Source organism: Marinomonas sp. NPDC078689 (assembly GCF_044542435.1).
Classification (GTDB): Bacteria; Pseudomonadota; Gammaproteobacteria; order Pseudomonadales; family Marinomonadaceae; genus Marinomonas; species Marinomonas arenicola.
In genome coordinates this window covers 524,708-548,479 of sequence record NZ_JBITUJ010000002.1, presented here as the reverse complement: position 1 = coordinate 548,479, position 23,772 = coordinate 524,708, and the positions used below count along the sequence as shown (strand labels likewise).

General features: G+C 44.7%; 23 protein-coding genes and 3 tRNA genes. 20 read left to right on the top strand and 6 right to left on the bottom strand.

From position 1 onward, the window contains the following. Positions 1 to 6: 6 nt before the first annotated feature. From ACIGBN_RS05620 to ACIGBN_RS05565, 12 genes are all read left to right on the top strand, one after another. A complete protein-coding gene (locus ACIGBN_RS05620) occupies positions 7 to 999 on the top strand; it encodes a DctP family TRAP transporter solute-binding subunit (RefSeq protein WP_396664137.1) in 993 nt (330 codons plus the stop codon). A 109-nt stretch (positions 1,000 to 1,108) separates the two neighbouring features. Next, positions 1,109 to 1,801 (top strand): L-ribulose-5-phosphate 4-epimerase, encoded by a 693-nt coding sequence (locus ACIGBN_RS05615; protein ID WP_133002882.1) that lies wholly within the window; start codon positions 1,109 to 1,111, stop codon positions 1,799 to 1,801. A gap of 9 nt (positions 1,802 to 1,810) precedes the next feature. Then, positions 1,811 to 2,665, top strand: coding sequence for a Cof-type HAD-IIB family hydrolase (locus tag ACIGBN_RS05610; RefSeq protein WP_396664135.1), 855 nt, complete (start codon positions 1,811 to 1,813; stop codon positions 2,663 to 2,665). After that, the gene (locus ACIGBN_RS05605; protein WP_396664133.1) at positions 2,662 to 4,155 is read left to right on the top strand and encodes an FGGY-family carbohydrate kinase; all 1,494 of its coding nucleotides are present in this window, start codon (positions 2,662 to 2,664) and stop codon (positions 4,153 to 4,155) included. The genes ACIGBN_RS05610 and ACIGBN_RS05605 overlap by 4 nt, the downstream gene beginning before the upstream one ends. Continuing rightward, a complete protein-coding gene (locus ACIGBN_RS05600) occupies positions 4,148 to 4,792 on the top strand; it encodes a 3-keto-L-gulonate-6-phosphate decarboxylase UlaD (protein WP_133002885.1) in 645 nt (214 codons plus the stop codon). Before ACIGBN_RS05605 ends, ACIGBN_RS05600 begins: the two co-directional genes overlap by 8 nt. Before the next feature lie 9 nt (positions 4,793 to 4,801). Beyond that, positions 4,802 to 5,560 (top strand): IclR family transcriptional regulator, encoded by a 759-nt coding sequence (locus tag ACIGBN_RS05595; RefSeq protein WP_396664131.1) that lies wholly within the window; start codon positions 4,802 to 4,804, stop codon positions 5,558 to 5,560. A gap of 9 nt (positions 5,561 to 5,569) precedes the next feature. Beyond that, entirely contained in the window at positions 5,570 to 6,442 is an 873-nt protein-coding gene (locus tag ACIGBN_RS05590; RefSeq protein ID WP_396664129.1) for an L-ribulose-5-phosphate 3-epimerase, read from the top strand. 140 nt (positions 6,443 to 6,582) lie between these two features. Further along, on the top strand, positions 6,583 to 8,103 hold the full coding sequence (locus ACIGBN_RS05585; protein ID WP_396664127.1) for a sugar ABC transporter ATP-binding protein: 1,521 nt from the start codon (positions 6,583 to 6,585) through the stop codon (positions 8,101 to 8,103). 39 nt (positions 8,104 to 8,142) lie between these two features. Next, entirely contained in the window at positions 8,143 to 9,192 is a 1,050-nt protein-coding gene (locus tag ACIGBN_RS05580; protein ID WP_396664125.1) for an ABC transporter permease, read from the top strand. A 76-nt stretch (positions 9,193 to 9,268) separates the two neighbouring features. Further along, the gene (locus tag ACIGBN_RS05575) at positions 9,269 to 10,381 is read left to right on the top strand and encodes a substrate-binding domain-containing protein (RefSeq protein ID WP_396664123.1); all 1,113 of its coding nucleotides are present in this window, start codon (positions 9,269 to 9,271) and stop codon (positions 10,379 to 10,381) included. 82 nt (positions 10,382 to 10,463) lie between these two features. Then, positions 10,464 to 11,411: an SMP-30/gluconolactonase/LRE family protein gene (locus ACIGBN_RS05570; RefSeq protein ID WP_396664121.1), complete on the top strand. Its 948-nt coding sequence runs from the start codon at positions 10,464 to 10,466 to the stop codon at positions 11,409 to 11,411. A 32-nt stretch (positions 11,412 to 11,443) separates the two neighbouring features. Then, complete coding sequence (locus tag ACIGBN_RS05565; RefSeq protein WP_396664119.1) at positions 11,444 to 12,130, top strand: hypothetical protein; 687 nt, start codon at positions 11,444 to 11,446, stop codon at positions 12,128 to 12,130. Between the two features lie 103 nt (positions 12,131 to 12,233). Here the strand turns inward: ACIGBN_RS05565 and ACIGBN_RS05560 are convergent, their stop codons facing one another. Then, a complete protein-coding gene (locus ACIGBN_RS05560; RefSeq protein ID WP_396664117.1) occupies positions 12,234 to 13,868 on the bottom strand; it encodes a BCCT family transporter in 1,635 nt (544 codons plus the stop codon). 718 nt (positions 13,869 to 14,586) lie between these two features. Next, the gene (locus ACIGBN_RS05555) at positions 14,587 to 15,033 is read right to left on the bottom strand and encodes a DoxX family protein (RefSeq protein WP_396664115.1); all 447 of its coding nucleotides are present in this window, start codon (positions 15,031 to 15,033) and stop codon (positions 14,587 to 14,589) included. A 153-nt stretch (positions 15,034 to 15,186) separates the two neighbouring features. Here ACIGBN_RS05555 and ACIGBN_RS05550 point away from each other — a divergent pair, with 153 nt between their 5' ends. Further along, complete coding sequence (locus ACIGBN_RS05550; protein WP_396664113.1) at positions 15,187 to 16,119, top strand: LysR substrate-binding domain-containing protein; 933 nt, start codon at positions 15,187 to 15,189, stop codon at positions 16,117 to 16,119. On the opposite strand, the gene ctlX is transcribed toward ACIGBN_RS05550, so the two are convergent. Then, positions 16,103 to 17,041 carry a citrulline utilization hydrolase CtlX gene (ctlX, locus tag ACIGBN_RS05545; RefSeq protein ID WP_396664111.1) on the bottom strand — a complete coding sequence of 313 codons (939 nt, stop codon included), beginning with the start codon at positions 17,039 to 17,041 and terminating at the stop codon, positions 16,103 to 16,105. The genes ACIGBN_RS05550 and ctlX overlap by 17 nt on opposite strands. 160 nt (positions 17,042 to 17,201) lie before the next feature. Between ctlX and ACIGBN_RS05540 the strand changes: the two genes are divergently transcribed. Beyond that, positions 17,202 to 17,633: an Lrp/AsnC family transcriptional regulator gene (locus tag ACIGBN_RS05540; RefSeq protein WP_133002892.1), complete on the top strand. Its 432-nt coding sequence runs from the start codon at positions 17,202 to 17,204 to the stop codon at positions 17,631 to 17,633. Positions 17,634 to 17,717: 84 nt separating this feature from the next. On the opposite strand, the gene argC is transcribed toward ACIGBN_RS05540, so the two are convergent. Next, positions 17,718 to 18,653: an N-acetyl-gamma-glutamyl-phosphate reductase gene (gene argC / locus ACIGBN_RS05535; RefSeq protein ID WP_396664108.1), complete on the bottom strand. Its 936-nt coding sequence runs from the start codon at positions 18,651 to 18,653 to the stop codon at positions 17,718 to 17,720. A gap of 294 nt (positions 18,654 to 18,947) precedes the next feature. On the opposite strand from argC, the gene ACIGBN_RS05530 reads away from it, so the two are divergent. The 4 genes from ACIGBN_RS05530 to ACIGBN_RS05515 all read left to right on the top strand — a co-directional run bounded on the left by ACIGBN_RS05530 (position 18,948) and on the right by ACIGBN_RS05515 (position 21,793). Then, the gene (locus tag ACIGBN_RS05530; protein WP_396664107.1) at positions 18,948 to 19,880 is read left to right on the top strand and encodes a 2-hydroxyacid dehydrogenase; all 933 of its coding nucleotides are present in this window, start codon (positions 18,948 to 18,950) and stop codon (positions 19,878 to 19,880) included. Positions 19,881 to 20,021: 141 nt separating this feature from the next. After that, positions 20,022 to 20,495 (top strand): DUF1348 family protein, encoded by a 474-nt coding sequence (locus tag ACIGBN_RS05525; protein ID WP_396664105.1) that lies wholly within the window; start codon positions 20,022 to 20,024, stop codon positions 20,493 to 20,495. Between the two features lie 424 nt (positions 20,496 to 20,919). Beyond that, positions 20,920 to 21,177 carry a hypothetical protein gene (locus tag ACIGBN_RS05520; protein ID WP_396664103.1) on the top strand — a complete coding sequence of 86 codons (258 nt, stop codon included), beginning with the start codon at positions 20,920 to 20,922 and terminating at the stop codon, positions 21,175 to 21,177. A gap of 178 nt (positions 21,178 to 21,355) precedes the next feature. Next, positions 21,356 to 21,793: an acyl-CoA thioesterase gene (locus tag ACIGBN_RS05515; RefSeq protein WP_133002897.1), complete on the top strand. Its 438-nt coding sequence runs from the start codon at positions 21,356 to 21,358 to the stop codon at positions 21,791 to 21,793. Positions 21,794 to 21,841: 48 nt separating this feature from the next. On the opposite strand, the gene ACIGBN_RS05510 is transcribed toward ACIGBN_RS05515, so the two are convergent. Both ACIGBN_RS05510 and ACIGBN_RS05505 read right to left on the bottom strand, forming a co-directional pair. Beyond that, positions 21,842 to 21,926 (bottom strand) — tRNA-Leu (locus ACIGBN_RS05510). 65 nt (positions 21,927 to 21,991) lie between these two features. Next, complete coding sequence (locus tag ACIGBN_RS05505) at positions 21,992 to 23,218, bottom strand: EAL and HDOD domain-containing protein (protein WP_396664100.1); 1,227 nt, start codon at positions 23,216 to 23,218, stop codon at positions 21,992 to 21,994. Positions 23,219 to 23,436: 218 nt separating this feature from the next. Between ACIGBN_RS05505 and ACIGBN_RS05500 the strand changes: the two genes are divergently transcribed. Both ACIGBN_RS05500 and ACIGBN_RS05495 read left to right on the top strand, forming a co-directional pair. Then, positions 23,437 to 23,512 (top strand) — tRNA-Ala (locus ACIGBN_RS05500). Between the two features lie 72 nt (positions 23,513 to 23,584). Beyond that, positions 23,585 to 23,660 (top strand) — tRNA-Ala (locus ACIGBN_RS05495). Positions 23,661 to 23,772: the final 112 nt, after the last annotated feature.

The window sequence follows — 23,772 nt, the reverse complement described above, 5'->3', positions numbered from 1 at the left end:
AAAATAATGATAAAAATGAAAACTTTACTGAAGGGTATGGGTCTTGCTTCGGCGATGACATTAGCGATTAGTGCTAACCATGCGATGGCTGCGACAACCTTTAAGTTGGCACACGCGGCCCCTGAGTCTGATCTACAACAGACGATGTCTGTGTTCTTCAAGAAAGAAGTGGAAGCTCGCAGTAATGGCGACCTAAAAATTAATATCTTTCCTCACGGTCAGTTAGGTACTGATGCGCAGATGATCGAAGGTAACCGTGTGGGAATCATCGATTTCTCTATTGTTGGCTTGAACAACTACTCTGGGCTATTGCCTGAGTCGGCTGCTTTTACTTTGCCATTTATGTTCCCAGACCGAAAAACCGCCTACAAAGTGCTTGATGGCAAAGTCGGTCAGGGCGTGTTGAATGACATGCAGAAATTTGGTCTTAAAGGCCTAGGTTACCCAGAAAATGGCTACCGAAATATCACCAATAATCGTGGTCCTATCCGCGAGCCTGGTGATGTTAAAGGCCTGCAAATGCGCGTAAACGGCTCCAAAGCTTTGAACGATATGTTCTCTATTTTGGGCGCAAACCCAACGCAAATTCCTGTGGCTGAGCTTTACACTGCATTGGAAACTGGCGTAGTAGATGCTCAAGATCACCCGATCCCAGTCACTCTTTCGTTTAAATTCTACGAGGTGCAAAAGTACTTGAGTCTGACTCAGCATGCGTACTCACCATTGGTGTTTACGATGAACGCGAAGAAGTTTAATAAACTGAGCGATGCAGAGAAGAAAATCATTACTGATGCCGCGGCCGACGCCGTTGCGATGCAGCGTAAATTAAGCATCGAGAAAGAAGACAAGATGATCGCTGAACTAGAGTCTCATGGCATGAAGGTCAACCGTGATGTAGACAGCGCAGCATTCCGTTCTGCTGTGAAACCTGTTTGGGATGCCTTTATCAAACAGTACGGCGACAAAATGGTCAATGAAATCTTAGCCGCGTCAAAATAGAAAAATAACCAATCAGGGGCTCAGCACAGCGCTGCTGACTGAGTCCCTCTTTTTACTCTCGTGATGAATGCCTTAAGCGCTTTGTTACGTTGGTAGTGAGGAAGTGATCATGTATCAAGCATTAAAAGAACGGGTTCTAAAGGCGAATTTACAGCTGCCTGAATACGGTTTGGTAACCTTTACTTGGGGCAACGTCTCTGAGATAGACAGAGAGAAAGGCGTGATTGCCATTAAGCCATCCGGTGTTGAATACAAAAACATGAACGCGGATGACATTGTGGTGATTGACCTAGAAGGCAATCGACTAGAAGGCACATTAAACCCCTCCAGCGACACTCAAACCCACATCGAATTGTACAAGGCTTTCCCAAACATTGGCGGCATTGTTCATACTCATTCACGACACGCGACGGTATGGGCACAAGCAGGGTTGGATATTCCGGCACTAGGGACGACCCATGCGGATTATTTCTACGGTGATATTCCTTGTACGCGACCTTTGTCTGCTGCTGAGATTGCCACCGACTATGAAAAAAACACCGGTCTTGTGATTATCGAAGAGTTCAACCAGCGAGGCTTAGACGCAATGGCCATTCCTGGTGCTGTTATTTCTGGTCATGCGCCGTTTTCCTGGGGTAAAGACGCCTTTGATGCGGTGCACAATGCGGTGGTATTAGAAGAAGTGTCTGCGATGGCCATCGCCACACGATCGCTCAATCTTGAGATCAAGGTACAAGAAGAATTATTGGATAAGCATTATATGCGTAAGCATGGAAAAAATGCTTATTACGGTCAAAAGTAGGAGTGACTTATGTACCAATTATTGGCTTTGGACTTAGATGGCACTTCGTTAAAGTCTGATTTCACCATCAGTCCTGTGTTGGTGGATACTGTGCGAGTCTTAAGCAGAAGCATTCCAGTACTGATTGTTACCGGTCGTCACCACACGGCCGCCGGTCCTTATTATCAAGCACTGGGGCTAACGACACCGGCAATCTGCTGTAATGGTACCTATGTGTATGACTACCAAAACCGCGCCGTATTGCAGCATAACGCGATAGAAAAAAGCCAAGCCGTGGCGTTTTTACAATTGGCGCAAGCGCGCAATCTTAACGTGGTTGTGTACCTAAAAGACGCCATGTTGTACTCCTCCCAGCGTCCTGTCATGCATGTGGCAAGGTTGGCAGAGTGGGCGGAAGGCTTTTCTGGCGAGGTAAAACCGATTATCCGCCAAGTGGATGATTTCTCTCCAGAAGTAGAAGGCGCTGAGTGTATTTGGAAGTTTGTTGTAGAAGGTGACGATGTGGATGAGTTTGCCGCCTTGCCTTTTATTCAACAGCATTTCACCGGTGAAAAGTCGTGGTCGAATCGCATCGATTTCGCCAGTATCGGCAACACCAAAGGCGCAGCGCTTGCCCAATTAATTAAGCATAAAGGCATCTCTCCTGAACAGGTTGTTGCGGTTGGTGACCATCATAATGATATTTCCATGCTTGAAATGGTGGGCATGGGCGTTGCGATGGCAAACGCCGATGAGAATTTGAAACGTCACGCCAACATGATCACACGAACCACGAATGACAACGATCATACTCTGGCTGAGTTGCTGCAAACCCTTTTTCCAGAACACCTGAAATCGACGCATCCATTAGGTGACCAACGATGAACTATTTTATTGGTTTAGATTCTGGCGGCACCTTTATGAAAGCCGCATTGTTTGATAGCGCAGGTCAGCAAATAGCGATCTCGAAAGTGTCGGCACAAGTGGTTAATAAACAGCAAGGCTGGGTTGAACGCGACTTAGACGCCTTATGGAATGACGCCAAAGTGGTGATTACTAAGCTGTTAAACAGCACGGACATCTCAGTCGATGACATCAAAGGACTAAGCATTTCAGCCCAGGGAAAAGGGGTTTACCTGCTGGATAAAGATCAGAAAAACCTGCGTAATGGCATTATTTCTTCGGACTCTCGTTCGTTGGACATCGTTAAAAAATGGCAGGCGGATGCATTGCCAGAAACCATTTACCCGATGACCTTACAGACGTTATGGACAGGTCATCCGGTGTCGATTATTCGATGGTTAAAAGAGCATGAACCTGAAAATTACAGCCAAATAGGCTCAATTTTAATGGCCCATGACTACCTTCGTTTTCGCTTAACCGGTGAAGTGAATGCTGAGTTAACCAACATTTCAGAAAGCAACTTTTTTAACGCCAACACCGGCGAGTACGATCGCGAATTATTGGCTTTGTTTGGTATTGAAGAGGTTTTTTCAGCCTTGCCACCCATTATCAAGCCTGATCAGCTAGCAGGGTATGTAACGTCTGATGTGGCCAATGAAATAGGCTTAAAAGCAGGTACGCCTGTGTTTGGTGGGCTGTTTGATGTGGTCTCCACTGCGATTTGCTCTGGCGTCGATGCGAATGCCAACTCATTGAATTATGTGATGGGAACCTGGGCGGTGACGTCTGGTATTGCAGACGCCATTACCACGCTTGATTACCGTTATGTTTATGGTCATTACGTGGTAGACGGGCAATACATTATCCATGAGGCGAGCCCAACCTCCGCCGGAAACTACGAATGGTTCGTCGACTATTTAGGCGAAGACGGTGAATTCAATCATCAAGAAAACGAAGAGTTGGTCGCGGCGTTAGAGCCGGCCAGCAGCGAATTGTTTTTTGTGCCTTTTTTATACGGCTCCAACATGGGGCTAGGTTTGAAAGCCGGTTTTTATGGTATGCAAGCGCATCATACAAAGGCTCATTTGATTCAGGCTATTTGGGAAGGGGTGTTGTTTTGCCATAACGTGCATTTGGATCGTATGCGTGCGCGTTTCCCTGATGCCGCGTCATTACGCGTTACCGGTGGCTCAACGGGGTCAAAGGTGTGGATGCAAATGCTGGCCGATTTAACCGGCATGTCGATCGACATTCCTAGCATCGAAGAAACCGGTTCTTTGGGCGCGGCCTTGGTCGCCATGGTGGGCGCCAAAGAGTATCCGTCCATCGAAGCTGGTTTGGCGGCGATGAAAGTCGACAGCCAGCGTTTCGAACCTAACTCGGCTCACTATGACCAATATCAGCGCAAGTATCGTCGCTATCTACAATTGGTTGCTTTTTTCAAAGAATTCGAGGAGCACAAAGATGACTAAACCTTTATTGCAAATGGCATTAGACGCGACCGATCTAGACACCGCTTTTGCGTCTGTTGCCCGCGTTGCAGAACAATTGGATGTGATTGAAGTGGGCACGATTTTGGCGTTCGCTGACGGCGTAAACAGTGTCGCGAAAGTCCGTGAGAAATACCCTAACCATATTGTTGTGTGTGACATGAAAATCACCGATGCCAGCGCCATTTTAACAAGACTGGCGTTAGAGGCGGGGGCAAATTGGGTCACGGTGAGCGCCGCGGCGCACATTGAAACCATTCGAGCCGCCAAAAAAGTCGCGGATCAGTATCAAGGTGAAATACAAATAGAACTTTATGGGCATTGGACCTTCGATGACGCCAGAGCGTGGTACGATATGGGCATTACTCAAGCCATTTATCATCGTTCTCGAGACGCTGAACTTGCCGGCGTTAGTTGGACAGACGACGACCTTAACAAAATGCAGCGGCTTTCTGATATCGGTATTGAGCTGTCCATAACAGGTGGAATTGTGCCTGCAGATTTATACCTATTTAAACAAATAAAAGTGAAGTCTTTTATTGCTGGCCGCGCGCTGGCAAGTGATGAAGGTGTGTCTATTGCAGAAGCATTTCATAGCGAAATAGCAAAATTCTGGTAGGTCCTTTTTATGAGTGAGCACATTAAATCATTAATCAAAGCATTGAGTGTCTTGGAATTTTTAGGGAAGTTTCCGAATGGAACCTCTTTGAATCATATCTCCCAAGAACTGGCCATGACAAAGTCTTCTGTTCATCGGGTGTTATCCACCTATGAAAGCGAAGGCTATGTTGTACAGCTGTCGAGCGGCGGTGATTATCGGCTCACCATGAAATTATTGCATGTGGGCCAAAGCGCACTGAATTCCGACGTGACGGGTTACATTAAGCCCCATCTGACTAGCTTGTTAGAAGCGGTGAATGAAACGGTGAACTTCATCTCTTTTGATGGCGACAATATTATTTTTAAAGACAAGCTGGAGCCAAGAGACGCGTCTTTTCGCACTCGAACCTACGTTGGTTTGCATTCTCCTGCGTACTGCTCGGCGGCGGGGAAATGTTTTTTAGCCTTTGCAGACGACCAAGTCCGTGAGGCGTATTGGCAGCGTAATGCCAATACTATGAAGCGTTTAACTGAGCGAACCATTCTAGATAAAGACGAGTTTTTTCAATCGCTTGATCGCATTAAAGAGCGTGGTTATGCGATCGATGATGAAGAGAATGAAGCGGGCATTTCATGTGTGGCGACGCCCGTATTTAATAAAGAGAAAATGCCGATTTACGCCATAAGTATTTCGTCATTAACACCAAAAATGAACCGAATGGGTTTTGAAAGCCTAGCGAAGCGTTTGGCGAGTACCGCGCTGGCGATCGAAGACACCCTATCTTGAGGCCATGTGATGATCAATTTTGATAAAAAATTTCGTTTGGGCATTTATGAAAAAGCCTTGCCTATTGAGTTGTCTTGGCGAGAAAGGCTGACAAAAGCCAAAGAGCTAGGCTTTGATTTTGTTGAGATTTCAGTGGATGAGACCGATGACCGACAGGCGCGTTTAGAGTGGTCTGATGAAGAGATTTATGCGCTAAGAAACTTATGCATAGAGCTGGATATGCCGCTGCAGTCCATGTGCTTGAGTGCCCACCGTAAATACCCATTTGGCTCCATGGATGACGTGGTTCGCGAGCGTGCTTTTGAGATCATGGAAAAAGCCATCGCCTTTGCTTATAAAATGGGCATTCGCTGTATTCAAATGGCAGGCTACGACGTCTATTACGAGCCTCAGTCCGAAGCAACCCATGAACGCTTTATTGAAGGCATGCAAAAAGCCACCAAAATGGCCGAGCGCGCTGGCGTGTTATTGGGTGTCGAAATCATGGACACACCCTATTTAAATTCGCTGAGCAAATTTGAAGTGCTTAAGCAGAAAATTCCATCGCCTTATTTTATGGCGTACCCAGATGTGGGCAACATATCCGGTTGGAATCACCATGTGCCAACGGAATTAAAACTGTCTCATCAGCACATTGTTCAGGTGCATTTGAAAGACACTTTACGGGTGTCTCCTGAGTGCAAAGGGCAATTTCGTGACTTGGTGATTGGAGAAGGGCAGGTCGATTTCCATGGGATTTTCAAAACGCTGGCAGAAATCGATTATGCCGGTCCATTGGTGATTGAAATGTGGGCGCAAAACGACCATTGGTTTGAAGACATTGCGAAAGCAAAAGCGCGCTTAGAAACCATCGCAAGAGAGTCTGGCCTTGAGCTGAACTAGCGAAAGGCATCTTCTGCTGTGTTTTTGGGCATGGTAGGCGTGAATAAGACGTGTTACGCAATAGAAGAAAAATAAAAATAAAAACAAAAAACGCATTCCTTAGCGTTTAAACGGACGTGATTCACTGGGGGTATTAAGCTATGAATACGCAAGGTGTTCAGGGTAATAGTCATTCGTTATTGCAGTTTCAGCATGTTACTAAGCGTTTTGGTGCTAACACCGCAGTTAATGATGTGTCTTTTGATGTGTTTTCTCATTCTGTGGTGGCCTTACTGGGGGAGAATGGTGCGGGTAAATCGACGCTCATTAAAACTTTAGCTGGGATTTATCATCAGGATGAAGGTGACATTTTATTTTGCGGTAAACCACTTGATAAAAAAGAGTTAAGCTCTGGCAATATCGCCTTTATCCACCAAGATCTTGGTTTGGTGGATTGGATGACAGTGTCAGAAAACATGGCTCTGTCCATGGGCTATTGTAAAAAAGCCGGTTGCATCGATTGGAGAGCAACAGATGCTCGTGCTGCGGAAGCACTGGCTATGGTCAATGCGGATATTCATCCTAAAACTCGTGTATTTAATTTATCTCGCTCTGAGCAATCTTTGCTGGCGATTGCCCGTGCGGTTTATTGCAAAGCAAAAGTATTGATCTTAGATGAACCTACCGCCAGTTTGCCTGCTGCGGACGTTGAACGCTTGTTTGATGTGATTCGTAGTCTTAGGGAAAAAGGAGTAGGGATGATTTATGTATCTCACCGCCTCGACGAAGTGATGGAAATTTCCGATCGATTAGTCGTGATGCGTGATGGTCATTTAGTGGCTGAACGAGAAACTAAAGGTATTGCTGCGGATGAACTTGTCGATCTTATTGTCGGTAGTTCACAAAAAATGTTTCACCCTGTCCAAGTTAAAGATAATGCACCTATTCTGCTTGATGTTTGCGATCTTGAACTAGGTCGAGTAGGACCTGTGTCGTTTAATCTCAAACAAGGCGAAATCCTCGGCTTGATCGGCTTGCGTGGCGGAGGTCAAGAAGAAACTGGGCGTGCTTTGTTTGGTGATCACCCTATGCTTTCAGGCTCTGTTTTATTAAATGGCAGTAAATTGGATTTACGATCTCCAGTAGAGGCGATTAAAGCAGGAGTGGGGTTTGTCGCAGGAGAGCGTAATGAAAACCTCGCCATGTCGATGACTATTACGGAAAATCTCTATCTTAATCCACTTCTTAAAACCCCTTCCTTTTTTAAGTTTAACTTGCCTACACAAGAGTATGAAACAGCTCAAATTCTGACAGATCGCTTTGATGTTCGTCCTAACAACCCAGATGAAACTATTGAGAATCTAAGTGGTGGAAATCAGCAAAAAGTCATTATGGCGAGATGGCTCAATTTGAATAAGCCAGTGTTGATTTTAGAAGAGCCAACTGCAGGAGTGGATGTGGGGGCTAAGTCTGAAATTTATAGTTTATTAAAAGAAGCTGTGCAGGCCGGTACTAGTATCATTGTTGTTTCTACGGATTTTGAAGAAGTGGAAAAGATCTGCAATCGCTGCTTTGTGTTTAGTAAAGGCAAGATAGTGTGTGAGTTAGCAGATGAAGAAATTTCGTTTGCCAACATGCTTAAGGTCGCATCAGCGGATTCTGATGCGTTATTAGCTCAGTAATATCGGATTAAAAATAATAAGAATGTAAGAGGAATTACGATGAGTACTTCAATTAAATCTACGGCATTAGAACCTGATAACGACAATCTATCGCCAAAAGAGTCAGGTGTTTTTGCTCACCTAGGGCGCTATTTACCAGTTTATGGCCTGCCTATTTTAACCTTGTTACTGATTTTACTGTTTTCTGTTTTATTGCCGGATACGTTTCCGACACTGTTAAATCTTCGGTCTATTTTAAGTGATAAATCGATTATTGCGATTCTTGCTTTGGCGGCGATGGTTCCCATGCTGACAGGCAAGATTGATTTGACGGTTGGCTACGGTATTGTGCTTTGGCATATTTTGGCAATCAGCTTGCAAACTCAGTTTGGGTTCTCATGGCAAGCATCAGTTGGCATCGTATTGGTGTGTGGAATGGGATTTGGTTTGCTCAATGGCTTGTTAGTAGAGATGGCTAAAATCGATTCTTTTATCGCCACTTTAGGAACCGGCACTTTGATTTACGCTGTCGCGCTTTGGTACACCGGTGGTAGACAAGTGATTGGCGTGTTAGATCCTAACTTCTATGCAATTTCTAGTTCATTCATTTTAGGGCTACCAGCACCAGCCTTTTATGTGATTGGTATTTCCATCGTGCTTTGGTTGATCACGGAATACATGCCGATTGGCCGCACTTTATATGCGATTGGTGCGAATCCTCGTGCGGCTGATCTGAATGGGATTCCGTCACGCAAATACGTGATTGGTGCATTTGTTACCTCTGGCTTATTAACAGCTTTGGCTGGGGTTATTCTCGCAGCAAAATTGCGTATTGGTCAGGCTAATGTAGGGCTGGAGTTCTTGTTGCCAGCGTTAGTCGGGGCATTTTTAGGCTCTACTACAATTCGTCCAGGACGAGTCAATGTATGGGGTACCATTATCGGTGTAGCTATCCTTGCGGTGGGAATTTCAGGCATTCAGCAGCTCGGCGGTGCTTTTTACATTGAACCGCTTTTTAACGGTGCAACTCTACTTATTTCTATTGGTATTGCTGGTTATGCACAGCGTCGAGGAGGAAAAATACGTCGTAAGGCAAAAAGTAATTTATGACTCATGATGGGTAAGTATTACGATCTATTTAAGGTCACTTCAAAAATAAAAAAAATAACAGAGATGGAGTTTTATAATGAAAAAATGCTTGTCATTTATTAGAACAAATATGGTGTCTGTTGCTGTGTCTTTAGCTGTAATGAGTACACCTGTGTTGGCTGATAGTTTTGTTGATATGGCCAAAGCCAAGGTGAGTGCAGCGACTGCTCCTTATTCTAACTGGGATGGTCCAACCACAGGACCTAAAGCAGTTCTGAATAAAACTATTGTTTTCTTGGCATCAGACATGCGAAATGGCGGTGTACTAGGTGTCAGTGAAGGCGTAACCGAAGCAGCAAAAAGTATGGGCTGGAAGGTTCGTATTTTGGACGGGCAAGGAACAGTATCTGGTCGTACGTCTGCTTTTAATCAAGCGATAGCATTAAAACCTGATGGCATTATTTTGGGTGGTTTTGATGTGAATGAGCAATCTTCAGGTATTGATACCGCGGCCTCTCATGGCATTACTGTGGTAGGTTGGCATGCGGCGGCAAAACCTGGCCCTATTCCTGAGAAGCATATATTTACCAACATTACGACAGATGCTGATGATGTTGCTGCTATCGCAGCGTTGTCTGCGGTGGCCCATTCGAATGGTAAAGCGGGTGTGGTTATCTTTACTGATTCTGCTTATTCCGTTGCGATTGCTAAATCTGATGCCATGGCAAAGGTAATTAAGCAATGTAAAGAGTGTACTTTGATTTCAGTGGAAGACACGCCACTGTCTGATACATCTACTCGTATGCCCCAGTTAACGACATCTTTACTACAACGTTATCATGGGAAATGGACCTATTCTTTGGGCATTAATGATTTGTATTTTGACTATATAGGTTCTTCTTTGGCTTCTTCTGGTTTGCCTGATGATGAGTTGCCTAGAAACCTATCAGCAGGAGATGGTAGTCAGTCCGCGTATGCTCGTATTCGTAATCACATGTATCAAGTGGGAACAGTTCCAGAGCCATTGAATCTACATGGTTGGCAGATTGTGGATGAGCTAAACCGTAGCTTTGCAGGCCAGCAGCCAAGTGGTTTTTCGACGCCTGTACACCTTGTTACACCTGAAAATATTGCGTTTGATGGCGGCGACCGGGGTGTATTCGATCCAAGCAATCACTATCGTGAAGCTTATAAAGCTATTTGGAAGTAGTGAAATTAGCTTAATGCCAGCGGTCTTTTTTATAAAAGATACCGCTGGTTTTATCGTGATAGTAAAGGCAAAGGAGTTGATTATGCCAGTAAACGCGTCAATGAGTGTGTTGGGAGTTGAGCGCTATGATTCTCGGTTGGATACGGTTTTATTAGCGGATTCTGTGCTAGAAAAAGTTTGTACTGGTGCCTTGTGGAGTGAAGGGCCAGTGTGGCTGGAAAAAGAACAAACTTTGTTATGGAGTGATATTCCAAATAATCGAATTTTAAGTTGGAATGAGAAGCAAGGTATGTCTGTTTGGCGACAGCCTGCGAATTTTTCTAATGGACACTATTTTGATTTAGAAGGAAATTTGTTGCATTGCAGTCACGGCGGACGCTGTATTATGAAAACCGATCTTGCCACTAATGAAGTAACAATATTGGTGGACCGATATTTAGGTAAGCGGCTGAATTCACCGAATGATTTGGTTGTGAAATCTGACGGGGCAATTTGGTTTACAGATCCTCCTTATGGGATCTTATCGGATGTAGAAGGCTATCAGGCAGAATCAGAACAAACTGGTAATTATGTGTACCGGTTTGACCCTGTAACAGAGGATTTGCAAGCTGTCTGTATGACGATGGAAGAGCCAAATGGGTTGGCATTTTCGCCTGATGAACAGCTGCTTTATATTGCTGATACGTCAGCGGCACTGCGTAAAGACGGTTCAGGTAATCATCATATTATGGTGTTTGATGTAGTTAATGGCCAAGAGCTTGAAAATGGTCGGGTGTTTGCCACGGTGAACCCTGGTTTGTCTGATGGTTTTAGAGTGGATCATAATGGTTGGGTATATACGTCTTCAGCAGACAGTGTTCAAGTTTATCATCATGATGGCACCTTATTAGGCAAAATAATGGTTCCAGAAACTGTCTCAAATTGTACCTTTGCTCGTGATAATCATTTCGAGCAAGGTATGACATTATACGTGACAGCTAGTACTTCAATTTACCGTATTAGACTGAATACCGAGATTGCAAAAAAGTAACTTACTATATGGGCAATGTGAAGATGAGTGAGATGAATAGAGAAACCTATTATGGCGTGCTTAGGGATTTTAAAGGTGGCCAATTTGAGTCCATCAGTAAGGATTACCATGGCATGTGCCGTGCTCAAGATGAGATGATCGCGAGCTTGCAGGCAAAGGGCGCCACGATTAAAGGGTGGAAAATTGTCGAAGATAAAAACACCTTTATTATTTCGCCTATTTTTGATTTTCAGTTGGCCAATAACCACAGTGAGCAGTTTAATCTTAGTGATGTAACAGGTTTTGAAGTTGAGCTGTGCTACCAAGCGAGCGTGCCTGATACGGAACAAGAGGTCGACGCTTTAGTGAGTGCGAGCCAGCCTAAAGTGGCCATCGAAGTGATGCGTGAGAAGATTAACCCATTGAGCCATATTGGCTGCGATTTCTTTTTTAACTACGGCATTATTGTGGCGGATGACGTGGTCGTTGGGGATTTTCAGTTCAACAGCAACACCTCAGACGAGGTGTTTGAATACCGTTCAACAGACTCAGAATTACTGGCTGAAAAGCAACTTTTCTTAAAGAAAGGCCTTGTTGAATGTGTTCGTCGAGGTTACCAAGGCGAGTTCTTTTTTATGACGGGTAGTCTCAATGGCATGTTAGAAGCCAAGACGCGATTGGGTAAAAACACCATACTGAGTCATGGCCAAACGATGATTCGTTTTGATGTTACTGGCTAGTTGCTGACCTCGCAAAGGGGGGCTGTTAGAGCAAAAAAAAGGGCAATCTAGCGTGTAGGTTGTCCCTTTTTTATCAGTGTCTAAACGCCATACTAGAGCGTCATTATTTATTGATCGCAGGTGAATCCATCACGCCTTGAACTCTGGTTGTTTTACTAGGTTGCGTGCTATTTGGGGTGTTGTCTGATGCGTCATTGGCAATGACATTGGGCGCTAATTCAGAAGAAAAGTCCTCTTTTACCCAACGAAGCAATGACAAGCTCATAATGCCTAAAACTGGAATCATTGGTAATGCAACCAATACAGTCGATGTCTGCACTACTTTTAACCCGCCCATAGACAGTAAGCCAATACCAAGTAATCCAAGCAATAGAGTCCAGAGAATCCTATTCCAGCGTGCTGGCTCTTGGTAACCATTGATCTCTTTAGTGCAGACAGCGGCTAGCATGTACGCTGAGGAATCAACGGTCGTCGCTAGGAAGATGAAACAAAGCAGTGTGAACAATGGAATAATGACTTCCGACGCCGGTAGCTGCTGAAGCACAGCAACAACGGTCGCAGGTATGCCTTGTTGGCTCAAAATGGTTTGAAGGTCTAAGGTGCCACTTATGTCTAGATTTAGTGCATAACCACCCCAGATGGCGAAGAATGCCCAACAACCAAATGACCCCCAAAGCATGCCGTTGATAATAATATCTTTCACGGTACGTCCACGGGAAATCCTAGCAACAAACAACCCCATCATAGGGGCGTAAGCTATCCACCATGCCCAATAGAAAATAGTCCAGTTTTGCGGGAAGCCGCTTTTGGCGATAGGGTCTGTCCAGAATGCAATGCGGAAGAAGTTATCCACTAAGAGCCCGAAGCTGTTAACCCATAGGTTTAAGATGAATATGGTAGAGCTGGCAAATAAAACAAATACCAACAGTGCTAAGGCAAGTGCCGCATTAATATTAGAAAGAGTTTGGATGCCTTTGTTTAATCCGTTGTAAACACTCCAGCTAATCATCGCGATCCATGCGGCAAGTATGACCATTTGCAGCCCAAAGGAATCTTGTAGACCAAACATAGACTGAAAAAGCTTGGAGACAAGGGGAACTGACAAACCTAATGATGTACCAACACCGCCGACAATGGAAAATATCACAATAATGTCGATGATTTTGCCTACGATACCGTCAACTAAATTACCTAAAACACCACGACAGGCTTCACTTAGCCTAAGTACATTCACTTTTCGGACATACAAGGCATAGCCAATCGGTAACGCTGGCATTAGATATATTGCCCAAGGTATTACCCCCCAGTGAAACATCGGGTACATAGCTGCCCACTCGACTGCTTTTGTTGTGTTTGCTTCGATTCCCATTGGTGGAGAAGAAAGAAAGTAGAGTGGTTCGACAAAGGCCCAATTACAGATAGAAATGCCAATACCCGCACAAAATAACATGGAAACCCATGGCAGTTTACTGAATTCTGGCTTTTCGTCAGGGCCACCTAATTTGATGCGACCTACAGGACCGAATGCTAACCAGCCGACAAACATGAAACTGCTGATACCAGCGAGAAGATAGAGCCAGCCAAAGGTTCCTGTGCACCAAGCAAGCAGTTGATTGACGACAATTTTACTGGCTTCTGGGTTGATAAGAAGCGGGATGCTTATCGCTAAGATGACCAAAACAGAGGGTAGAAGTAAGGCAAGGTCTATTGCTACTTTTTTGTTTTTCCGTGTACTCATTATTGTTTACCAAAATTGTATTTTATTTAGAGCTCTATATTGATTTTCTTCGGTCACTCGTTTTTTATTGAAAAATAGAAAACGGCTCAGTCAATATCGCTGTAATGAGCGCTGAAAAAGCGCTTTTTCTGATACGGCTAATTCTTAAATTAGCGTGCTTAAGGGTCTTTAACGTTTTTCATCAAGGCACAAGAAATGGGATGGACAATGTTTATTGATGATTGATTTATATGCATTTTTTCTTTGGTATGAAGATTAGAGCTGTAACTTATTATTTTATGTAACTATTTGTCAATAAATAAATTTTATTTGGCTTCCTAAAATCAGTCAAAAAAACTATGAAAAACATGGCTTTGAGAATCTTATTTCTAGGTGAGTTTGAGTGTTGTTAGCGTGGATTTTATAACGAAGGTCGAATAAATAGAGCTCTAATTATTCTGTTTTGATCAATGATGGAAGATGGTGCAGCTGCAGGGTAAAAATGCCATGAGGTCTGATGAAGTGAGCGGCGTTATCTAGCTTCCTTCAGCGTCGTTTCTTGTGAGGCCGATAACGGGGATAGGGTGTATCAATAAAAAAGGGGAGTGTGTATTAATAAAAAAAAGGGAAGTGTGTCTCAACAAGAGTGCAGTGCCAGATGATTCTCTTTATGGGATTTACTCATGCTTATTCATGCACTCAGGGTTCTGAGTAATAGAACCTTGAGTGCGCCTTGTCATTAAGACAATTTACTCTGAATCATTTTGTCGATTGAGAAGCGTCCAGCACCTTGGATAAGGATGGCAATGGCCACCACAAATAGGCTTAATGCGTATTCGTAACCGCCATTTGAGGCGAATAATCCATGGCTGATGTGTACGCTGAAGATCGCGATTAGCATAGTAAACGCCACAACAAACGCCGCTGGGCGAGTTAATAAACCAATCAACAAAGCCAATCCACCAAAAAATTCTGCACTGCCAGATAGCAAGGCCATCAAATAGCCTGGATCAAGGCCAATGCTCGACATCCATTGACCTGTGCCTTCTAAGCCGTAGCCGCCAAACCAGCCGAACAGTTTCTGCGAGCCGTGTGCCATCAAAATAATGCCGATAGGGGCACGTAAGATAAAGGCGCTTAGGTTATTGTTCGTTGTTACCAATTTTTTTAAAAGTTGTAAGCTCATATAGGGTTCCGTTTTCAAAGAGTCAAATAAGTGTCTATTGCTAGAGAATATAGCCATCTTACTATCAATGTTTTTTATAATTAAGAGGGCTGTTGTTGAATTATTAACAACAAAACGAAGATAATAGAGTTTGTTGTATAAAAGGGTGTTGGTATGGATAGGATTGATGCGATGCGTGCTTTTGTGTCTGTGGTCACAGAGGGTAGCTTTAGCCGCGCTGCTGAGCTGTTACAGCTGTCGCCACAGTTGGTGAGCAAGTATGTTTCACAGTTAGAGGACAAGCTAAACGTACGTTTGCTTAACCGAACAACGCGTAGGGTTAACCTAACAGAAGCGGGGATGCAGTATTTGCAGCATGCTCAGCAAATCCTCGCCAGCATCGATGAGATGGATCAACAGCTTGGTGGCTTACATCAAAACCCGAAAGGCACGTTACGGATTAGCGCGCCTGTGTCGTTTTCGATTAAGCATTTGGCGCCTTTGTTGGCTGAATTTCAAAAGCAATACCCGCTAATTGATCTGGATTTACAGCTTAATGACCGTAAGGTCGATGTGGTTGATGAGGGATTTGACGTGGTGTTGAGAATCGGTGAGTTGAAAAGCTCATCGCTGGTGGCTAAACACATCGCGCCAGTGAGAGTGATTCTTTGTGCCTCGCCTGATTACCTTAAACAGCATGGGACACCCACTTGCCCAGAAGATCTGAAACACCATAGGTATCTGCATTACAGCTACATGGAGATGGATGATCGTGAGAGTATTTTCCCTTGGTTGCGCAGCAAGAACATTGAAAAAAGCGGTGCCTTTCAAAGTAATAATGGTGATGTGCTGGTCGAAGCGGCCATTGCTGGGGCAGGCATTGCTTTGCAGCCCACTTTTATTGCGGGAGAGGCGATCCGAAAGGGGCAGTTGGTGCCAGTGTTGTTGGATTTTGAGCCTAAGGTGATGGGGCTATACGCGCTTTATGCGCACCGCAAGCTGTTGGCAAGTAAGGTGCGCTGCTTCGTGGATTTCTTAGATGGGTATTTTGGCGCGCCTCCGTATTGGGACGCGTTTGTCGACACAAGCGTTATTGCGCAAGATTAGAACGATGCACTCCTGCGATCATGCAACGCACCGAGCCGCCGGCACTTTCTATGGTCGGGATGGCAAGCGGTAATAATGTTACGGACGCTTCGATAAGCAATTTCTGAGGCGTGGTAAGGGCGCTGAAAGCGGTATGAGAAAGCGCGAGTATGTTGTCGTCTGTACCGCGCAACTCGATGGCATTGCCACAAAAGTGTCGGATTTGCTGATTGCTCAAATGAATGACGCTTAAGCCGCTTTGCTGAAATAGACTGAATAAGGCAGGTCGGTCTTTTTCTGCGACCATGTCCATGCCAATCATAACGAATCGAGTGCTGACACACATCATCACATTGGTGTGATAAATCGGCACGCCATTTTCATCCATCGCATCAAATAGTACGGCTTGATAGCCCATGTCTCGGCAAATGCGTCGGAATAGGGATTCATTGGTTCGCTTGGAGCGAGCGGCGTAGGCAATGTTGTGCTGGTGGTCGAACACGATGGAGCCAGTCCCTTCTAGAAACGCTTGTTCGTCAGCGTGGTGTCTTAAATTAATCGTGGTTTGATAACCGTAGTGTGCAATCAAAAAGTCCATGATGTCTTGGCGGTATTCATTGCGGCGGTTTGGGGCGTACATAGGGTATTGGACCAAGGTGCCGTTATGGTGTGTACTGAACCAGTTGTTCGGAAACACAGAGTCTGGCGTAGTAGTCGATTTATCCTCAAAGACATGCACGGTCACCCCCTTTTCTTGCAAGCTAGCAACGGCTTCTGTTACTTCATGGTAGGCGCTTAGAGCGGCGTTTTTACTTTTACAGGCATATTGAAAAGCATTGTCGGCCATGGTTTCAGGGTTCGAAACGAAACGATGAGGGCGTACCATGACAATGGCTTCAGGGGATTGTGTTTTGGTGATTGTGTTGCTCATTGTATTCGTCATGTACAGGCCCTCTGGCACAGAGAAAAGAAGAGAGGCCATAATAGGATGACTTGATGTTGTTTAATATGTCAGAAGTTAATACTATTTGAAGATATTTTTAGCAAATAGACAGACAAATCTGACATATTGTCAGTTTTCTTTTTAAACTGAGAGAAACAAGATGAAACCCTATATTTATGATTCCCTAGACTCGGATTTGATTTCTGAATTGCGCAAAGATGGCCGAGCGTCTATTTCCTATTTGGCCGACACACTTAAAGTGTCTCGTGCGACGGTGCAAAACCGACTGGATCGATTGGTGTCGAGTGGCGTAATTTTAGGGTTTACGGTACGGGTTCACCAAGAAGTAGAAAAAGAAACAGTGCGTGCCATTATGATGATCGAAGTGGCTGGTCAATCAACGTCGCAAGTGATTAAAAAGCTGCGCGGTATTCCTGAATTGGTCAAGCTGCATACGACCAATGGCGCGTGGGATTTGGTCGCTGAATTGCAAACCACCAGTTTGGGGGAGTTCGATCGTGTGCTGCGTCGTGTGCGAGAGGTGGATGGTATTCTAAACAGTGAAACCAGCTTGTTGCTATCGACCATGTAAAGGACGTTGTGTTGCTTGTTAGCATTGATAAATAGCGCGAGTAAGCAGCGCTGATAAGCAGCGCTACTAAACATGGCATCTTGATTAAAGGTCAACGGCGGTTTCTTCAGCAAAACCTAACATGATGTTTAGGTTCTGTACGGCCGCCCCCGAAGCGCCTTTACCAAGGTTATCTAGTTTGGCAACCAAGACACCGGATTGATTATCAGGGCCACTCAAGACTGACAACTCAACTAGGTTGGTGTTCTCAAGACCATGAGGTGTTAAGAAAGGCGCCGCAGCGTCTTCAACCGCGTTAAAATCATTCACCTTAACAAAACTGTCAGTCGCGTATACATCCGCCAATTTAGCTTGCAGCTGCGCCATGGTGACTTCGCCTTTTAGCTGAATCGGTAAGAAAGTCAGCATGCCTTGGCTAAAACTACCAACGCTAGGCACAAAGATAGGCGCTTTGTTTATGCCGGACCAAGTTTTGATCTCTGGTAGATGTTTATGATTAAACGTTAGGCCGTAAGCCCCAAAAATAGGCGCATTGTCTGTATTTTCATAGCGGTCAATCAGTGCATTACCACCGCCGCTGTAACCAGAAATAGCGTTAATGGAGTAATCGCCAGATGCAGGTAACAATCCCGCTTCGACCAAAGGTTTTAGCAATAGAATCGCCCCAGTAGGGTAACAGCCGGGGTTGGAAACAAACTGCGCGTCTTTGATTTTAGCGCGTTGAGTGACATCCAACTCTGGTAGGCCATACACCCAACCATCTGCCACACGGTGAACTGAGCTTGCGTCCAGAATACGGCAGCCTTCTTCTTTGGCCAAAACAACGCTGTCTTTTGCCGCGTCATCAGGCAAGCAAAGTACGGTCACATCTGCTTCTTTCATCAGACGGCGCTTTTCTTCTACATCGCGCTTTTTCGCTGGATCAATACTAATGATGCTAATGTTTGGGTGGTTCACCAAACGGTCTCTTACTTGTAAGCCAGTGGTGCCAGTTTCACCATCAATAAATACTTTTTTCACAGCATGGGGTCCTTTACGGTATGTCTTGAATCGTCGAGATTAGAGGGCTTTTTCGCCTTTCCTGAGGTTTATAACAGGATTTTACAGCTCTTTAAGGCGTTGTTAATACTTAGCGAAGAGTGTAATGCATCCCGCTGCGGGTGAATAGTTGGGAACATTGTTAAATGCTCAAAAAGTGTCGATGAATAAGGTATTTTTCACTTTCGATAGGAGAGGGTTTGTAAAAGTATTCGCTCATATGGCAGGCTGATGGCTGAAAATTACAGTCAGCCTATCCACAGTACGAGATTCGTTATGAGCAATGACCTTTTATTAATAACCAACAATGAGAAATACACCGCTAGGTTGAAAGCGGCTTTTTTAGAACGTCGTCCAGAAATCAATGTGTTAGTAGCTGGCGATGCCGGTGCAGAGCAGGCGCACATGGCCCTTTGCTGGCATCCAGAAGCAGACTTATTAACTCGCTACCCAAATCTAAAATGCCTGCATTCTGTGGCGGCTGGCGTGGATCATCTCGGGACCACTTTGTTAACGTCAGGCTTGCCTGTATGTCGGGTGGTGGATGACCATCAAAAGCAAGGCATGCTGGAATACGTATTGTGGGGCGCACTCACGGTACAGCGGAACTTTGACAAGATAAGCGCGAACCAAAGCGAGTCAAAATGGCAGGGCTTTCGTCAGCGTCCCGCGTCCGACATTCGCGTCAGTGTCTTAGGATTAGGAGAGCTAGGGCAGTTTGTCGCACGCGGATTAGCGCAATTTGGCTATCGTGTTTCTGGTTGGTCACGTAGCCCTAAAAACCTGGATGGTATCCGCTGCTACCATGGCCCAGAAGGGTTAACTGAGCTGCTAAAAGAAACTGAGTTACTGGTGAACTTATTGCCCTTAAGTCCAGCGACAAAAGACATACTGAACAAAGACTTGTTTAATAAGATGCCAGAGGGTGGCTACATCATCAACGTTGGTCGTGGTGGTCACCTGATATCGGGTGACTTAATTGACGCGATCGATTCTGGTCATTTGCGAGGAGCATTACTAGACGTATTTGATCAAGAACCCCTGCCAGCCACAGACCCATTGTGGACCACGAAAGGGGTCATTATCACCCCGCACTTAGCCTCCGACGCCTCACTTCCCACCATCATCGAACAAGTCGCAGACAACGTACTAAGCTTTGTCAGCAAGGGTGAATTGAACAACCAAATTGATCTAGTGAGAGGGTATTAGGCTGTAGCGCTGATGGTTTCTCTCTTTGTGCCTCTATAAGGCGAGAGCTTGGGCTTAAGGGGGGAATTGCGCATTGCAAAAGTAGAACGACTTGTCTATTCTCTATGTAGACAAGTCGTTCTACTATCTAGGAGTGAACCAATGAGTGAAGAAGCTAAGGCTCCGTTTCCGCCTTTTACAGAAGAAACAGCAAAGCAAAAAGTACGTATGGCAGAAGACGCTTGGAATACAAAAGACCCAGTCAAGGTGTCTATGGCGTATACCCTAGATAGCCGTTGGCGCAATCGTGATGTATTTCCTGTAGGTCGCGCGCAGATCCAAGAGCTGCTTACAAGCAAGTGGCAGAAAGAGCATGATTACCGCTTGGTAAAAGAGTTGTGGGCCTATGATAACAACCGTATTAGTGTGCGCTTTGCCTATGAATGGCATGACGATGAAGGCAATTGGTTCCGCTCTTATGGTAATGAAAATTGGCAGTTTAATGAGCAGGGACTCATGCAGGAGCGCCATGCCAGCATTAATGACCTGCCTATTTCTGAAAGTGAGCGAAAATTTCATTGGCCATTAGGCGCTCGTCCGCTCGATCACCCTGAATTAAGTGAGATGGGGTTGTAAGTGTTACGGACCCCCATGGCGTTGATGCCGATATGATCCCCAACGCGACGTCGCCAAGTGCTGTCGTCGCGCTTTTTATGTAATGATTTGCGGCTTTATCTTGGCTGTTTTGGTGTAACTCTATATCATGTTTTCAAACTGCTTAACGAGAAGGGGAGCCTTCAGTAACTCACTGATATTAATGAATTAGTTTTTATTGATCTTGCTGTTTTGTGACGATGAGTGTGGCTTATTCCTTTCTTTGTGTTTTCTACTATTTTGTAGTGTTCAGTTTACTAACGAGTTCATTAGGTTGATTTTCACCTATAGATGACAGTTTTTTGTCCAATTCTAATAGTCTTTCCCTGTATAAATGAATCCCCTGAGTAAGCGTTTAAATAACGGCTAGTCTTAGGGGAAGATCCTGGGAAAGGGAGTGGTATAAATGGTTTATCAAGTTAAGCGCAGTGATTTAAAAGGGACCTACCAGTGGGACCCTGTTGAGCCAAAAAATGCGAACGAAGACATTGATAAAGAGAATGGCTTTGAAATATTGGCGTTAATCCAAGCGTTCTACGACGAAAGAGAGTGGCTAACGGACTCGAATATTCATGCTATTGAAGCGTATCTTAAGTTATCGTTTCTGCAAGATGTTCGTTCACCTCAGAAGTTAATCAATTATTTACGAGTCGAGTTTTCTTAGCGGTGTGGCGCGCGGAGGACTGGATCATGGTTCCATGACTCCTTGTGTTCATAATTTTTATATATGCTGTGTATTTCAAGTCAAGGCTAAAAATGGCGGTTAATCAGCAAGCCAATAGAAGCGGGCAAGAAAGCACGGCATTTTTTTATCTGTTATATCTATTTTAAAGGGGTGCTGTATGTCGGCAACTGAAGAAAAAGTAAAGGGGCGCTTAACAACTCGTACAGTCGCTATGCCGAGTGACACGAACCCAGCGGGTGATATTTTTGGTGGCTGGGTCGTCTCTCAAATGGACATAGCCGCTGGTATTTGTGCGGGGCAAAGAGCGCAATCAAGAGTGGTGACCGTGGCGCTTGATGGTATGAGCTTTATTCGCCCTGTGAAAGTGGGCGATATCCTAGGCATTTATACGCATGTGGATTCCGTTGGCCGTACTTCTATGAATATTCGTGTTGAAGCATGGGTAAGACGAGGTCGTATTGGGCAGCGAGAAAAAGTAACAGAAGGCAATTTTAAATTTGTCGCGATCGACGAAGAAGGCCTGTCTACACCGATTCCTGATGAAGCGGACTTGCCTGATTACGTGCTAGAGCATTTGTCTGAAGAGAATAAATAACAGGCATAAAAAAAGCCCCGAAGCATTTGCTACGGAGCTTTCTTATGTTGGTACCAGTAGGCGGACTCGAACCGCCACACCCGAAGGCAACGGATTTTGAATCCGTCGTGTCTACCAATTCCACCATACTGGCCTTGAAAAAGGTGTTGCGTATTCTATGGATTTTTTCATTCCTGTCAATCAATTAACGAAAAAAAATTATTTTAATTCTCGCAGTACCTCATCAGCCCACAACATGGCGTCTAAAAAAGCGCGATTTAGCTTGGCGCGTTGTTCTGGCTTGATCTGCTGAATTTGCTGCCAGTCTTGGTTTTCAAAGTTCATGGTTTGTTTTAGATAGGTGCCAAGAGTGCCCTCTGATTTCAAAATCGCGTCCATAACCTCAGAGCTGAGGGATATCTGATTTAAGATGACGCTTTTCTCCATGGCAAACAAGGCATCAATTCCAGACATGACGCCGGTAATAAACGCCGAATCTGCCATGGATTTATTGTCCATTTCAGCAATGAGCTGACAACAACGGGCTCGGGTGAGCAATATTTTAAACAGGGATTTGGGTTGCACAGACGTTGACGTAAGGGTAATCAATAATGCCCAGCGTTTTAGTTGCACTAGACCGAGGAAAATGACCGCTTCTTTAATGGAGTCGACGGCTTTGGGTATGCCACTGACTGGGCTTTTTAAAATGCGCAAAAGTTGAAAAGACAAGGTTGGGTTTTGTGCCACCATGTCTGTCACGGTATCGATGCTTATGTCTTTGTCTTGTAAAGCATTAACGAGAGTAATGGCGCTGTGTGCGGCTGAATTTATTTTTTTGCCCTTGATGATTTCAGGCTTTTGTAAAAAGTAACCTTGGAAGAGATCAAACCCCATCTCATAGCAGTAATCAAACATGGCTTGGTTTTCGACCTTCTCGGCGACAAGAATGAGGCCTTTGGCCTTCAGTGCTTTGATTTGCTCTAGGTGGTTTGTTGGTGGTGTGAGCAGCACATCAATTTTGACAATAGAAACCCAAGGGAGCAGGTTTTCATATTCTTTATCGAATTGATAATCGTCTAGTGCAAACCGATAGCCGGCCTGTCGCCATTTTTTAATGGCATTAATGAATTGCGGGGTGAGTTGCTGATCTTCCAGAATTTCTATGTACATGGTTTCTGGTGCGATGGGAAAAAAAGCATCTGACAACATGAGTTCGGTTGTCATGTTGATAAAAAAAGGTTTGCGCAGCTGAGTTTCTAATTGGGTAATGCCAATGCATAGGTTCACTAGCACTTGGCTGGTCGCCGCTTCGCCATCTGAAACGTTAGCGTTTTGGCTGTCTTGCCCTCGAAACAGTAACTCGTAGCCGAACAGCTCTTTAGATTTTTTGAAGATGGGCTGTTGTGCCATCATTAAATCGTCTAAAACATCAGGAAAATCGACCATAATTTTCTTTTATCCCATTGGATTACTACATAATGCTGGTAATTGTTATTTTATCCTAGAAATTTAATGATCATAAAAGCACAAATGGAGCGCTCACCACAATATTATCTGAGTGGTAATTTTGCTTGGCAAATGTATTCGATAATCAATTAGTTAAAACTCGTCACGAAAAGGTTGACAGCATTCCCGAGCGCCAATAAAATCCATCGCTGTTTTGTGGGGCTATAGCTCAGCTGGGAGAGCGCTTGCATGGCATGCAAGAGGTCTGCGGTTCGATCCCGCATAGCTCCACCACAAAACATTCTCAGGACTTTTCTGTCCAGTGGCTGTGCTATTTATTATTGAATAAATAGGCCAACGTCATTTGGGGCTATAGCTCAGCTGGGAGAGCGCTTGCATGGCATGCAAGAGGTCTGCGGTTCGATCCCGCATAGCTCCACCATAATCTTGAACTCACATCGAAACTAAACCAATATATTCTTCTTTTTTGACGCCTCCAAGGTTAGGCTTAACGCTGTCTGCTTTTTCTTACTTTCATTGCCGACAACAAGGAT